This window comes from Nocardioidaceae bacterium SCSIO 66511 (assembly GCA_023100825.1).
Classification (GTDB): Bacteria; Actinomycetota; Actinomycetes; order Propionibacteriales; family Nocardioidaceae; genus Solicola.
Map to the genome: position 1 here is coordinate 1,833,674 of CP095846.1, position 12,525 is coordinate 1,846,198.

Here is a 12,525-nt window from a genome sequence, read left to right on the forward strand (position 1 = left end):
CATCACCATCGCGTGAGCAGCAGTAGCTGAACAAGTAGACCTGTTGCGGCCTGGCCGACGAGCATCGGGGTTCGCCACCGGCTCGGTAGTAGCGCCGGGAGCAGCAGCGCCCACAGGGTGAACGGCATCCAGATCCGCTCGACCTCGGCCTTGCTCATACCCGAAAGGGTCGCGACCACGATGCACAGCAGAGACGCGCATCCCAGTACTGCAACTGGATTGCGCTCGCGCAGGCGCTCGAGCCCGGTGGGGATCGCGGCCCACGTGGCCAGGCCGGCGGTGAACGTCCAGGCGGCGAGATTCGCCCACACCCAGTACCCGTACTGGCGTCGGCTCGCCACACCGTCGTAGTAGCGCTCGTGCAGCACCGGGTACGCGTCCCACCAAGCGAAACCGGCGAGGGTGAACGCTGCGGCAACGGCCAACGCCCCGGCGCATGCCCACGGCAATGCGCGTACGGTGCCCGCGGCGATGAGGATCGCCACCGCGAGCAAGCCGAGAAGGACCAGCCCGTACGAGAGATACACGCAGTAGCCGAGGAGCACGCCCGCCGGCACCGCGTACGCAGCGAGGGTACGTCCGCGGCGCCGCGATGCGAGCGCCAGCAGGGCAAGCCCCCACGTCGTGACGGCGACGAACAACGCGTCTCCGCTGACGCCCATCCAGACGGCCATCGGCGCAAGTACCAGCCACGGTGCCGTACGTCGAGCGAGTGACTCGTCGCCGAGCGAGCGTACGGCGACAAGAGCGGCGATGACCGCGGTGGACCCGATGGTCATCACGGTCACGCCGATCCAGAACTCGTCGGTGATGCCGATGCGGTCGAGACCGACGAACGCGAGGAGTGCACCCGGCGGATGTCCAGCGACGTGGATGAACCAGTGGTCGGGTGCGTCGAGCGGAATGCGGTCGATGAATCCCGAAAGGGCGTCGCTCACCGAGGTGACCCGTCGAGCGTCGTACACGTACTCGCCCGGTCGTTCCCACTGCTCGCTCAGCCCCTTGGTCCCGTCGACGTAGGCGAGCGTGAACGTCCAAAGCCAGCTCGCAATCCAGGTGACGGCGACGAATGGTCGCCATCCGAGCCGTTCGATCCGGTTCCACAGCGCGAGAGTGCCGACGGCGACGGCTATCGGGAGGATTGCCCGCGCGTCGAGGCTGGGTACCCAGTTCGCGTGCAGGGGAGGGAACGGCTCGTACGCGGAGACTCCGACGTGCACATCGAGCCCCGACGTCAGAGGTATGAGGATCGCCGAAACGACGAGTGTCACGCCGACGAGGACAGATCCGAGCACCCATGCGTACGTATGGGTGCGCGGCGAGGTCATGGTTCGACGGTAGACGGCAACACCGGTGGATCGCGCCGTGCTGAGGCGATGTCACCGGCTTGTCATCGTTCGGCGCTGATCTGCGGCACGGACATCCCTAAGGTCCAAAGCATGAGCCAGTGCGACATCGTGATTCCGTGCCGCGACGAGGCGCCTGCGCTACCCGCGCTGTTGGCCCGGGTGCCCGCGGGCTTCCGGGCGATCGTCGTCGACAACGGATCGACGGACGACACGGCGACGGTGGCGCGTACGGCCGGCGCGACGGTGGTGTCAGAGCCGAGACCCGGGTACGGCGCGGCCGTCCATGCGGGAGTGCGCGCCGCGACCGGCGAGTACGTCGCGGTGATCGACGGTGACGGGTCGATGGATCCCGATGCACTCCGCAGACTGCATTCCGACGTGCGAGCGGGCCGTGCAGACCTGGCCGTCGGTCGCAGACGGGCAGTCAGCGCGGGCGTGTGGCCATGGCACGCGCGCGTCGGCACGGCGCTGCTCGCCTGCCTGATCCGGCGTCGTACCGGACTCGCAATCCACGACCTGGCGCCGATGCGGGTGTGTCGGCGTGCCGACCTGATCGCGCTGGACGTACGCGACCGGCGGTTCGGCTACCCGCTCGAACTGATGATCCGAGCGGCGCGCTCCGGGTGGTCGGTACGCGAGCACGACATCGTCTACACCCGTCGGGCGCCGGGCACGCGCTCCAAGGTGTCCGGGAGTGTTCGGGGAACGGCGCTCACGATGCTGGACTTCGCGGGCGTACTACGCGAGGTGGGCAGATGATGCGTTCCGATCCTGCCGTCCTGATCGTCGCCCGCGCCCCCGTACCGGGTGCGGCGAAGACCCGGCTGGCGGCGCACGTTGGCGACGAGGCGGCTGCGTCGCTCGCGGGTGCGGCCCTACTCGACACCATCGATGCCGCCGGCGCTACCGGTTGGCCGGTCTGTGTTGCCATGACGGGCTCGCTCTCGGAGTCTCCGATGGGTGCTGAGGTCGAGGATTCGCTGGCGCCGCATCGGCTGATCAGCCAACGCGGTAAGGGATTTGCCGCACGGTTGGCCGCCGCGCATGCGGATGCCGACTACGGTGCCGGTGTCGTCCAGATCGGGATGGACACGCCGCAGTTGCACCCAGAGCTGCTGCACGAGAGCGGACGAGCGCTCGCGGATCACGAAGCGGTGCTGGGCCCGGCGCATGACGGCGGGTGGTGGCTACTAGCCCTGCGGCACGCCGCACACGCCGAGTGTCTGCACGAAGTGCCGATGTCGACCGAGCGTACGGGCGAGTTGACCAGGTCGGCACTCCGTGCCCGTGGCGCAGGTGTTGTGGACGGCGCGGCGCTGACCGATGTGGACACGTGGGCGGATGCGCTCGAGGTGGCGACTATCGCACCGGACACACGATTCGGGCGCGCGGTCGCACGACTCCGGGGCGATGGTCTCGGGTGAGCGTCCCCGCGAAGAGCTCAGTGCAGTCTGAGCGATCGCTCCCGAGCGCGCTACTGCGACGGTCGTCGGAGCAAGTGCGCCGGTCGGCGGGGGAGGCGCTCGACGCCGCGTACGCCGGTGAACCCTGCGAGGTCGTCCTCGAGGACGGCACCATCCAGGCGCTGCCGGTCCGGCGTTGGCAGGATGACGCGGACGCGTCCGATCACGAGCTGTTCGTACGCCCCGCCGGGGGCGATGTACTCGACGTCGGTTGCGGGCCCGGCAGACTGACGTACGCGAACGCTGTCGCGGGTGCCCGGGCGACCGGGATCGACGTTTCGCACGAAGCGGTCAGGCAGACCCGCGCACGTGGCGCAAACGCCTTGCTGCACGATGTGTTCGAGTCGCTGCCAGGACGCTGGAACCACGTTCTGCTCGCTGACGGCAACGTCGGCATCGGGGGCGAGCCGGGCAGGTTACTGCGACGCTGCGCCGAGCTCGTTCACGAGGGCGGTCGCGTACTCGCTGAAGTCTCGGGTTACGGAGGCGTCGAACGACACGTACTGCGGCTGCGAGTCGGCGGGGACCTGAGCGAGGCGTACGCCTGGGCGACGGTAGGCGTCGATGCGATCGGGGCGTTGGCGATGACGGCCGGACTCCGCGTCGAGGACATCGCCTCGGTCGCCGGCCGCACAGTCGCCGTTCTCACCAGGGCGGTGTAGCCGATGCGACTACCGAACGTCGACGACTTCTCGAGCCGCTTGCGCGGCCCGCAGGTCACCAGCCGAGTGGGCGTCTGGCTCGGGGTCACGATGACGGTCGCCTTCGCCACCGGGCTGTGGAGTCATTACCAATACGAGACTCCGTCCTGGTTGACGCTGCCCGTGGGGCCGGTCTGGCTCTACCGGGTGACGCAGGGGCTGCATGTCATCTCCGGCACCGCGGCCATCCCGCTGCTGCTCGTCAAGCTGTGGTCGGTCTTTCCTCGGTTGTTCGTCCGGCCTCCCCGGCCGTCACGAGAGCTCGTGCTGCACCTGTTGGAACGCGGTTCGATCGCGTTGCTCGTCGCGTCTGCGGTCTTCCAGCTCGTCTCCGGAACGGTGAACATCTCGCAGTGGTACCCGTGGGACTTCAGCTTCCGGGCAACGCACTACGCGGTCGCATGGGTGTTCATCGGGGCACTTGCGATCCACATCGCAGTCAAGCTGCCGGTCGTACGCGAGGCCTTCTCGGGCGGTCTCGCCGAGCCGGGGGGTCCTGGCCTCAGCCGCCGCGGCCTGTTGCGCACGACCTGGGCAGCCGCCGGGCTCGCGATCCTCGCAACCGCCGGCCAGTCCGTTCCGTTGCTACGCAACGTCTCGGTTTTCGCGGTGCGATCCGGTTCGGGTCCGCAGAGCTTGCCGGTCAACCGCTCGGCGGCTGCGGCAGGTGTCGAGCCGGTCGATGCTGGCTGGACGCTCGAGGTCGCGTACGACGGAGTCACGCGGCGGTTCACCCGCGAGGAGCTCGAGCGTATGTCTCAGGCGACGGAAACGCTGCCGATCGCTTGTGTCGAGGGCTGGAGCGTTTCCGCGTCGTGGGAGGGGGTGCCGATCGCCGACCTGCTGGCGGCCGTCGGTGCGCCGACGTCATCTCGGGTCTATGTCTCGTCGATGCAGACCCGGGGTGCGTTCAGATCGAGCGAGCTTCCTCCGCAGTTCGCGGCTGACCGACGTACGTTGCTCGCGTTGCGGCTCGGTGGCGACGACCTCGATCTCGATCACGGCTACCCCTGCCGGCTCATCGCCCCGAACCGGCCCGGCGTCATGCAGACCAAATGGGTGGATCGGCTGGAGGTGAGCGCGTGAGAGCGCTGCGTGGGGTGCTCGTCGTCGCCGGGATAGCGATGGTGTGTTTCGGGCTCTGGTCGATGCGGGAGTTCGAACTGGATCAGTTGACGTCTGCGTTCGGCTGGCTGGCCGGTGGTGTCGTCGTACACGACTTCGTACTCGCCCCGGTCGTTGTCGGGCTCGGGCTCGTCCTGTTCAGGGTCGTTCCGGTGCGGATGCGTACGCCGCTCGTGGTGGCGTTCGTACTGTGGGGGTCGTTGACCTTGATCGCGCTTCCGGCGATGAGCGGTCTCGGGGTACGCCCCGACAATCCGACGCTGCTCGACCGCTCGTACTTCACCGCGTGGGTGGTGCTCAGCGGCGTCACCGCCGCGGTGGTGGGTGCGTACGCCTGGTTCCGTCGAGCGCGAGACTGAAGTCGAGCGGAACGAGCGGCGTGTCGGATTCGCATCGAACAGGCGTTCGGCCTATTCTCGTCCACAGGTCGACGTGATCACGCCGCTTTTCCACAGCGGGCGCTTCGATGCGCACCGTTGTCGGTGGCTCGATCTAACGTCGTAGATGACCGGCCGCGAACGAGAGATTGGGACCATTCAGATGGCTGCTGGAGACCGCGACAAGGCACTCGAGACTGCGATCGCGCAGATCGACAAGACGTACGGCAAGGGTTCGGTCATGCGGCTGGGCGACGGGTCGCGGGCGCCTGTCGAGGTGATCCCGACCGGCGCGACCGCACTCGATGTCGCGCTCGGCATCGGCGGCTTGCCGCGCGGGCGAGTCGTCGAGATCTACGGCCCTGAGTCGTCCGGTAAGACCACGGTGGCGTTGCACGCGGTGGCGAGCGCTCAGCGGGCGGGCGGTCTGGCCGCATTCGTCGACGCCGAGCATGCGCTCGACCCCGAGTACGCCAAGGCACTCGGCGTCGATACCGATGCGCTGCTGGTCTCTCAGCCCGACTCCGGCGAGCAGGCGCTTGAGATCGCCGACATGCTGGTCCGCTCCGGTGCGCTCGACATCATCGTGATCGACTCGGTCGCAGCGCTCGTGCCGCGCGCCGAGATCGAGGGCGAGATGGGCGATTCGCACGTCGGTCTGCAGGCGCGGCTGATGAGCCAGGCGTTGCGCAAGATGACCGGTGCGCTCAACTCCGCCGGCACGACCTGCATCTTCATCAACCAGCTGCGCGAGAAGATCGGCGTCATGTTCGGTTCGCCCGAGACCACGACCGGCGGTAAGGCGCTCAAGTTCTACTCGTCGGTGCGCCTCGACGTACGCCGGATCGAGACGCTCAAGGACGGCACCGACATGGTCGGCAACCGCACCCGGGTCAAGGTGGTCAAGAACAAGATGGCCCCGCCGTTCAAGCAGGCCGAGTTCGACATCATGTACGGCAAGGGCATCAGCCGCGAGGGCAGCCTGATCGACGTCGGCGTCGAAGCCGGCCTGATTCGTAAGGCCGGCGCCTGGTACACCTACGAGGGCGATCAGCTCGGCCAGGGCAAGGAGAACGCCCGCAAGTTCCTGCTCGACAACCCCGACCTCGGCAACGAGATCGAGAAGAAGATCAAGGAGCACTTCGGCGTCGAGGCCGCGGCCGATGAGCCGGCGGTTGTCGAGGAGCCCGTGAACGTCGACTTCTGAGCTGTCGAGCCGCGGTCATGAAACCCGATCCGTCCGATTGGCACACCCCCGCTGGCCCGCACGTTTCGGCCCCGTCTGCGCGCAAAACGGGGCAGAAACGTGCGGCCCACGGGGGCAGGCGGGGCAGGCGTACCCGCGAACCCGACGACGCCGAGGCACGCGATCTCGGGCCCGACGCCGATCCGGAGTCCGTTGCGCGCAAGATCCTGCTGCAGCGGCTGACCGAGCAGCCCCGCAGTCGTGCCGAGCTCGAGCGAGCGCTCGCCAAGCGTGATGTGCCCGACGACGTGGCCAGCCGACTGCTCGACAGATTCGAGGACGTCGGGCTGGTCGACGACGAGGCGTTCGCGCGGGCATGGGTCGACTCGCGCCAGCGCACCCGCGGGCTCGCCGGGCGGGCGCTCGCGCAGGAGTTACGTCGCAAGGGCGTCGAGGACGACGTCGTACGTGAGACCGTCGACGACATCGACCCCGAGACCGAACGCGAGAACGCGCGCTCGCTCGTCCGAAAGAAGCTGCGGTCGGTCCGCTCGCTCGACCGGCAGGTGCAGGTGCGCCGGCTCGCCGGCATGCTCGCGCGCAAGGGCTATTCGTCGGGCCTGGCGTACGCCGTGATCCGCGAAGAGCTCGACGTCGAGCTCGACCCCGACCTCTGAGCGGAGATCCGCGTACGCTCGGCATATGTGGCGCTACGCCGCGACGATGTCACTCGGCCTGGTACTGCTGACGGCCTGCAGCGACGAGCCCGATCGGCCGGAGCGGCCGTCGGAGCCTTCGGCCACTGAGTCGTCGACCGAGCCACCGGGCGACGACTCGATGGAGGGTTCGCCGAAACAGCAGCTGAAGCCGTTCGATCCGGACGCCGTTCGCGCAGACGTACGCCGACTCGCGAACGACATCGGGCCACGCGAAGCCACGTCGGCAGGCTTCCGACGCGCCACGCGTTTCGTCTCCCAGCGACTCGCGTCGCTGGGCTACGACGTGCGCCGCACCCGCGTGCCCGTGCCGGCGGGCGACTCCTGGGGCGTGCCGGTTGAAGCCGGCACGTCCTACAACGTGATCGCCGACCCGCCGGACTTCGACCCTCATTCGCCCTACCGCATAGTCGGCGCACACCTCGACTCGGTCGCGGTCTCTCCGGGCGCCGAGGACAACGCGTCCGGAACGTCCGTCGTCCTCGAGCTGGCTCGGGTCGCAGCCGAACGCACGCCGGCCGTACCCGTGCGGTTCATCGCGTTCGGCGCGGAGGAGCCGCGCGGGGAGGGTGACAATCTGCACCACTTCGGCTCTCGCAAGTTCGTACGCCAGCTGTCGGGCGCCGAGCGCAACAGCCTCGACGGCATGGTCTCGCTTGATCGGGTAGGAGTACGCGCTGCCGCGGTGCCGATCTGCCTCGCCGGTTCCGACGGTGGCGATCTGCGACGCGAGGTCGTACGCTCCGCGCGCGCTCTGCGCATCCCCTCCACACAATGCGAAGGCCGAGCCAGCGACCACTGGTCGTTCGAGCGGGCGGGCCTGTCCGCGGTCCGGCTCGGCAGCGTCCCGTACGCCGGCTACCACTCGGCGCAGGACAGACCGCACTACGTCGACCGTCGCCAGGTTCGGCGCGTCGGCCGCATCATGTGGCGATGGCTGCAGTCATCGCGTTGAGAGGTCACCGAGGATCTGTCGTGCTCGGGCGCCGGTCGCGATCCGTGGTGCGAAGTCGTCACCGATGACGTACGGCACCGGGTCGGCGCTGACGACCTCGCCGTCCCAGAGCACGATCTCGAGGAAGACGCCCTCCTGTGTCTTGCGCATGAAGTCCATGTCGAACACGAAGTTGCCGAGTGAGTAGGCGACCACGGCGTTCGGAGCCCGCTCGATCGGCTGCACCCAGTGCGGGTGGCCGCCTGCGACCACATCGGCGCCTGCCCGTACGAACGCAGCCGCCGCGCGACGCTGACTCGGCTCGGGCACATGCGTGTACTGCGTTCCCCAATGGGGCATGACGATCACGGTGTCGACCCGACGATCGAGGCGACGGAGGTCTGCGGAGATCTCTCGGAGTGCCGCGCGATCGAGCGGGCCCGTACGCGGCGGCATGTCGAGGCGGTTCGTTCCGGGGGAGCGTGCGGTGGCGCCCGGCGTCTCGCCGATGGAGTCGGTCGCGTAGAAGCCGATCCGGACGCCGTCGACCTCCCGGACCACCGGCGTACGCGCCTCCGCACGGTTGGCGCCTGCCCCCACGTACTCGACGCCCGTCGACTCGATGCGAGCCAGGGTCGTGCGCAGCGCCGGCACCCCGTAGTCGCCGAGGTGGTTGTTGGCGACGTCGAGGACATCGAAGCCCGCCAGCCGCAGCCCACGCCGCACAGACGGCTCGGCCGCGAACGAATCGTCGCCCTGGGTGGGTGCTCCGGCATCGGACAGCGTCGACTCGAGGTTTCCGACTGTCACGTCCGCGGATGCGAGGCGCCGAGCGAGCGGCCGGAACACCGCAGCCGGATCGTCGGCCGCGGTCAGCTGTTCGCCGACCCGGCGACCGAGCATGATGTCGCCGACGACCGTCACTGTCGTGACCGTGTCGGGTGACTGTCCCGCGTCGGATCGCAGCGGGTACTTCGACGGCGAACGCAGCGGACTCGTCCCGGCCACCTCGAGTACGCGTACGGACGCGTCGACGGCGGTGGCAGGGACGATGGCGAGCGTCGACGGATCCGTACGGACGGCCGCGACCGCTGCCTCATTCGACGACGCCACATGGATGCGACTCGACGATGACACGCCGGGCGCTGCGACCACATGCATCGAACCACCGTCGAGGCCGAGGCTCGACCAGCGCGGCGCACCGTTGGCCACCAGCCGGCGTGCTGCGCTCGTACTCACGCCGCGTCCGACGTCTCGGGACTCGTGCACGACGAGTGCGAGCGGTTCGTCGGGTGCCCCACTAGTCGTCGCTGCCGACTCGGCGGCCCTGGTTGATGCGGTGTCCGAGTCGGTGGGTTCGGGCTCGCCGCTGCACCCGCAAGCGACCAAAGCGATCAGGCCACCCGCGCCGGCGATCGCGCGACGGATCATGGTGCCGAGCGTACGCGCTCGGCGAGAGGTGCACGGCTAAGTTACTTGCTGGTAGCATTGGCGCATGGCATCCACGTACGACCTGTACCGGCGGCTGGCGAAGCTGCCGCTCGGCGATCGGGTCTTCTCCTTCGCGTTCACCAGACGTGCGCCGTACTTCCGTACGGTCAAACCACGAGTCGCCGAGATCCGACCGCATCGTGCGGAGGTGCACCTGCCGAAGCGCAAGGCCGTGCACAACCACATCGGCACCGTGCATGCGATCGCGGTGTGCAATGGCCTCGAGGCTGCGATGGGCATGCTCGCCGAGGCGACGACGCCGAAGGGCTGGCGCTGGCTGCCCAAGGGCATGGAGGTCTCGTACGTCGCGAAGGCGACCTCCGATCTCGTCTGCGTCGCAGAGTCGAGCCAGGCCGACTGGGACGCCGCGCCCGACGTACCTGTCAAGGTGTCCGCCAGACGTGACGACGGCACGGTCGTCGTCGAGGGTGTCATCCACCTCTGGGTCACCGAGAAGCCTGCTACGTAGGCACTCCCTCGCAAAGAGTTCGGCGCGAATTGCACCACTCAGCACCGCGCCAGTGGTGCAATTCGCACCAAACTCCGGTGGGTGGTTTACGAGGCGGCCTCACCGCGCCGCATGCGCTTCTCGTCGTACATGGCCCGATCGGTGCGCTCGATCCAGGCGGTCAGCGACTCGCCATGCCACTCGGTGACGCCGACCGACCAGGTCACCCCGGGCTCAGCTCGCTCGAGGCGTCGTACGACCTGGTACGCGTCCGCGAGCGGAGTGGCCGGCATGTACAGCGCGAACTCGTCGCCGCCGTAGCGGGCGAGTAGGTCACCGCGTCGCAGCACCCCGAGCCACGCGCTCGACAGGCGAGCGAGCAGTGCGTCGCCGCCGCCGTGGCCGATCGTGTCGTTGACCTGCTTGAAACCGTCGAGGTCGAGGATTGCGAGCGAGGGCGTCGCATTCTTGCGCGCCGAGGCGTCGAGGTCGTCTTCGATGTAGGAGAGGAACGCACTACGCCGCAACAGTGCGGTGAGCGGATCGAGTACGACGAGCTGCTGCATCTTCGATACGAGCAGGTTCGTCATCAGCGACAGCGCGCAGGCGGTCGCCATCATCACGCTCGCGACCAGCCCGGACGGCTCGAGTGGACTGACCCACAACGCGACCGCATAGCAACCGGCCATGAAGACGATGTGCACCAACGTGACGCCCTGCGAGAAGAAGCAGGCAACGTAGACGCCGATCCAGATGTAGCCGATCGTGGTGAGCAGTTGCTCCTGGAGGCTGGTCGCCTGAGCCACGAACGACGATGCGATGACGCTGGTGGTCGCGACGACCCCGTGGAGTACGAAGACCGGCGCGCGGCGTCCGGCCCGAAGCAGCGCAACGCCACCGAGTACGCCGGCGGTGCCGACGATCAGTGCCAGCCGGGTCGCCGATTCGGGGGAGTACGGGAACGCAGCACTCAACAGGCAAAGCGATCCACCCGCACAACACGCGAGTCCGAGTACCCGGGCCGGCAGCGACGCTCGCCCCGGCGTGGAACGGTACGCGACGTGCATGAACTCCCTCTCGAAGAGGTCACGCACAGTCTTACATCGGTTGCGTGGTGTTCGCGGAGGTTTCGGGAAGGTCACGCCCTGTCACACGGAGCGATTACACAGCGGCGCCACTCTGGCGCGTGCCGACGGCCGCGACCTCCAGTTGCTTCTTCTCGCCGACGATGCGCTTCTGCACCCAGGTGGCGATCGCGGTCAGGATCAGGTTGACCACGATGTAGATGCCGCCTATCACGAGCGCCGCCTCGAGCTGGTTACCGAACTCGCCGGAGATCGCCTTGTACGCGAAGGTGAGTCCGGGCGCAGTGATCACGTAGCCGAGGCTGGTGTCCTTCAAGGCGACGACCATCTGACTGATGATCGCCGGCAGCATGATCTTCACGGCCTGCGGCAGCAGCACGATGTTCATCACCTGCGTCTTCCGCATACCGATCGCGTACGCGGCCTCGGCTTGGCCGGCCGGCACCGCGAGGATGCCCGCCCGGAACACCTCGGCCAGCACCGATCCGTTGTAGAGCGTCAGCGCAATGACGACAGACCAGTACGGCCCGAATCCGTCGCCGATGCCGTAGGTGAAGAAGATGAAGAACATCAAGAGAAGGACGGGGACCGCACGGAAGAACTCCACGACTGCCCAGGACGGCCATCGCAGCCAGGCATGGTCGGAGAGCTTTCCGACTCCGAAGAGGACGCCGAAGACGAGTGCCGCGACGATGGCCGAGACGGCCATCTTCAGCGTGTCGACCAGCGCTTCGGCGATCACCTGCACGTAGTCGGGAGTGAAGAAGACCTCCCAGTACTCGGCGTAGTCGAGCTGGCCGTACTCATCCATTCGCAGAACGAACCATGCGAGTAGGCCGACGATGACCAATGCGCCGATGGCGGTGTAGATCCGGTGCCGCCGGCGTGCCTTCGGTCCCGGCGTATCGAACATGACCGAACTCATCGGCTCACCCTCCAGCGGCGCTCGAGGCGGTTCGACCCGAACGACATAGCCTCGACGATGATGATGTACCCGAGCGCGATGACTAGGAACAACACCAACGTGTCCTGCTCGCCTGGTACGTACTTCTTGACGCTCTTGAACCGAGCAGTCGCTTCGGCAAGCCCGAATGCGGCGCCGACCGAGGTGTTCTTCGCAAGCGCGATGAACACACTGGTCAACGGAGGTAGCGCGGCCCGGGTCGCTTGGGGCAGGATGACCTGACCCATCGTCTGCGTGAACGTCAGTCCGATCGAGCGTGCCGCCTCGGCCTGGCCGAGCGGAACCGAGTTGACTCCGGCCCGGAGCGCTTCGCATACGAACGCCGAGGTGTAGATGGTGAGCGCGATGCATCCCTTCATCAGGAACGGGATGTCGGCGAGTAGCCCGATTCTCGGTGCACCCTCGACCACGAGGACGAAGACCATCAGCAGCGGGATGTTGCGGAAGATCCATACGTACGCAGTGCCGACCCCGCGGACGACAGGCACGGGGCTCACCCGTGCCGAGACGAGCACCGTGCCGATGGCCATTGAGGCGACGGCGGAGATCACCAAGAGCTGGATGGTGAGCCAGAAGGACTCCAGGATCACGTCCATCGAGTCCCAGATGACGTCCATGAACAGGGTCCTCCTCTCGGTTCGGTTCGGGCTGCGGCGGGCAGATGTCAGCGTTGGTCAGCCGTGGGG

14 protein-coding genes are annotated in these 12,525 nt (G+C 67.7%); 9 read left to right on the forward strand and 5 right to left on the reverse strand.

What is annotated here, in order from left to right; translation table 11 throughout:
• Positions 1 to 2: 2 nt before the first annotated feature.
• On the reverse strand, positions 3 to 1,328 hold the full coding sequence (locus tag MU582_08575; GenBank protein UPK76676.1) for a hypothetical protein: 1,326 nt from the start codon (positions 1,326 to 1,328) through the stop codon (positions 3 to 5).
• 111 nt (positions 1,329 to 1,439) lie between these two features.
• Here MU582_08575 and MU582_08580 point away from each other — a divergent pair, with 111 nt between their 5' ends.
• From MU582_08580 to MU582_08615, 8 genes are all read left to right on the forward strand, one after another.
• Positions 1,440 to 2,108 carry a glycosyltransferase family 2 protein gene (locus tag MU582_08580; protein UPK76677.1) on the forward strand — a complete coding sequence of 223 codons (669 nt, stop codon included), beginning with the start codon at positions 1,440 to 1,442 and terminating at the stop codon, positions 2,106 to 2,108.
• On the forward strand, positions 2,105 to 2,773 hold the full coding sequence (locus tag MU582_08585) for a DUF2064 domain-containing protein (GenBank protein ID UPK76678.1): 669 nt from the start codon (positions 2,105 to 2,107) through the stop codon (positions 2,771 to 2,773). The genes MU582_08580 and MU582_08585 overlap by 4 nt, the downstream gene beginning before the upstream one ends.
• A gap of 20 nt (positions 2,774 to 2,793) precedes the next feature.
• Positions 2,794 to 3,474: a methyltransferase domain-containing protein gene (locus MU582_08590; protein ID UPK76679.1), complete on the forward strand. Its 681-nt coding sequence runs from the start codon at positions 2,794 to 2,796 to the stop codon at positions 3,472 to 3,474.
• Positions 3,475 to 3,477: 3 nt separating this feature from the next.
• A complete protein-coding gene (locus MU582_08595) occupies positions 3,478 to 4,599 on the forward strand; it encodes a molybdopterin-dependent oxidoreductase (GenBank protein ID UPK76680.1) in 1,122 nt (373 codons plus the stop codon).
• On the forward strand, positions 4,596 to 4,997 hold the full coding sequence (locus MU582_08600; GenBank protein ID UPK76681.1) for a hypothetical protein: 402 nt from the start codon (positions 4,596 to 4,598) through the stop codon (positions 4,995 to 4,997). The genes MU582_08595 and MU582_08600 overlap by 4 nt, the downstream gene beginning before the upstream one ends.
• 181 nt (positions 4,998 to 5,178) lie before the next feature.
• Positions 5,179 to 6,222, forward strand: a complete 1,044-nt coding sequence (gene recA / locus MU582_08605) for a recombinase RecA (GenBank protein ID UPK76682.1) — start codon at positions 5,179 to 5,181, stop codon at positions 6,220 to 6,222.
• A gap of 17 nt (positions 6,223 to 6,239) precedes the next feature.
• Positions 6,240 to 6,878 carry a recombination regulator RecX gene (locus tag MU582_08610; GenBank protein ID UPK76683.1) on the forward strand — a complete coding sequence of 213 codons (639 nt, stop codon included), beginning with the start codon at positions 6,240 to 6,242 and terminating at the stop codon, positions 6,876 to 6,878.
• A gap of 25 nt (positions 6,879 to 6,903) precedes the next feature.
• On the forward strand, positions 6,904 to 7,872 hold the full coding sequence (locus tag MU582_08615) for a M28 family peptidase (protein ID UPK76684.1): 969 nt from the start codon (positions 6,904 to 6,906) through the stop codon (positions 7,870 to 7,872).
• On the opposite strand, the gene MU582_08620 is transcribed toward MU582_08615, so the two are convergent.
• The gene (locus MU582_08620) at positions 7,861 to 9,282 is read right to left on the reverse strand and encodes a CapA family protein (protein ID UPK76685.1); all 1,422 of its coding nucleotides are present in this window, start codon (positions 9,280 to 9,282) and stop codon (positions 7,861 to 7,863) included. The two genes, MU582_08615 and MU582_08620, sit on opposite strands and share 12 nt — an antisense overlap.
• Before the next feature lie 64 nt (positions 9,283 to 9,346).
• Between MU582_08620 and MU582_08625 the strand changes: the two genes are divergently transcribed.
• Positions 9,347 to 9,811, forward strand: a complete 465-nt coding sequence (locus MU582_08625; GenBank protein ID UPK76686.1) for a DUF4442 domain-containing protein — start codon at positions 9,347 to 9,349, stop codon at positions 9,809 to 9,811.
• An 86-nt stretch (positions 9,812 to 9,897) separates the two neighbouring features.
• Here MU582_08625 and MU582_08630 read toward each other — a convergent pair whose 3' ends face one another.
• From MU582_08630 to MU582_08640, 3 genes are all read right to left on the reverse strand, one after another.
• Entirely contained in the window at positions 9,898 to 10,764 is an 867-nt protein-coding gene (locus MU582_08630; GenBank protein ID UPK76687.1) for a GGDEF domain-containing protein, read from the reverse strand.
• Positions 10,765 to 10,951: 187 nt separating this feature from the next.
• Positions 10,952 to 11,788, reverse strand: coding sequence for an amino acid ABC transporter permease (locus MU582_08635; GenBank protein ID UPK76688.1), 837 nt, complete (start codon positions 11,786 to 11,788; stop codon positions 10,952 to 10,954).
• Between the two features lie 8 nt (positions 11,789 to 11,796).
• Positions 11,797 to 12,456 carry an amino acid ABC transporter permease gene (locus tag MU582_08640; protein UPK76689.1) on the reverse strand — a complete coding sequence of 220 codons (660 nt, stop codon included), beginning with the start codon at positions 12,454 to 12,456 and terminating at the stop codon, positions 11,797 to 11,799.
• Between the last annotated feature and the right edge of the window lie 69 nt (positions 12,457 to 12,525).

What these genes read in the sequence shown, in the direction of transcription:
- MU582_08575 (UPK76676.1), bottom strand. Translation starts at nt 1,328, where the DNA reads ATGACCTCGCCGCGCACCCATACGTACGCATGGGTGCTCGGATCTGTC.
- MU582_08625 (UPK76686.1), top strand. Translation starts at nt 9,347, where the DNA reads ATGGCATCCACGTACGACCTGTACCGGCGGCTGGCGAAGCTGCCGCTC.
- MU582_08635 (UPK76688.1), bottom strand. Translation starts at nt 11,788, where the DNA reads ATGTTCGATACGCCGGGACCGAAGGCACGCCGGCGGCACCGGATCTAC.
- MU582_08595 (UPK76680.1), top strand. Translation starts at nt 3,478, where the DNA reads ATGCGACTACCGAACGTCGACGACTTCTCGAGCCGCTTGCGCGGCCCG.
- MU582_08620 (UPK76685.1), bottom strand. Translation starts at nt 9,282, where the DNA reads ATGATCCGTCGCGCGATCGCCGGCGCGGGTGGCCTGATCGCTTTGGTC.
- MU582_08615 (UPK76684.1), top strand. Translation starts at nt 6,904, where the DNA reads ATGTGGCGCTACGCCGCGACGATGTCACTCGGCCTGGTACTGCTGACG.
- MU582_08640 (UPK76689.1), bottom strand. Translation starts at nt 12,456, where the DNA reads ATGGACGTCATCTGGGACTCGATGGACGTGATCCTGGAGTCCTTCTGG.
- MU582_08580 (UPK76677.1), top strand. Translation starts at nt 1,440, where the DNA reads ATGAGCCAGTGCGACATCGTGATTCCGTGCCGCGACGAGGCGCCTGCG.
- recA (UPK76682.1), top strand. Translation starts at nt 5,179, where the DNA reads ATGGCTGCTGGAGACCGCGACAAGGCACTCGAGACTGCGATCGCGCAG.
- MU582_08585 (UPK76678.1), top strand. Translation starts at nt 2,105, where the DNA reads ATGATGCGTTCCGATCCTGCCGTCCTGATCGTCGCCCGCGCCCCCGTA.
- MU582_08610 (UPK76683.1), top strand. Translation starts at nt 6,240, where the DNA reads ATGAAACCCGATCCGTCCGATTGGCACACCCCCGCTGGCCCGCACGTT.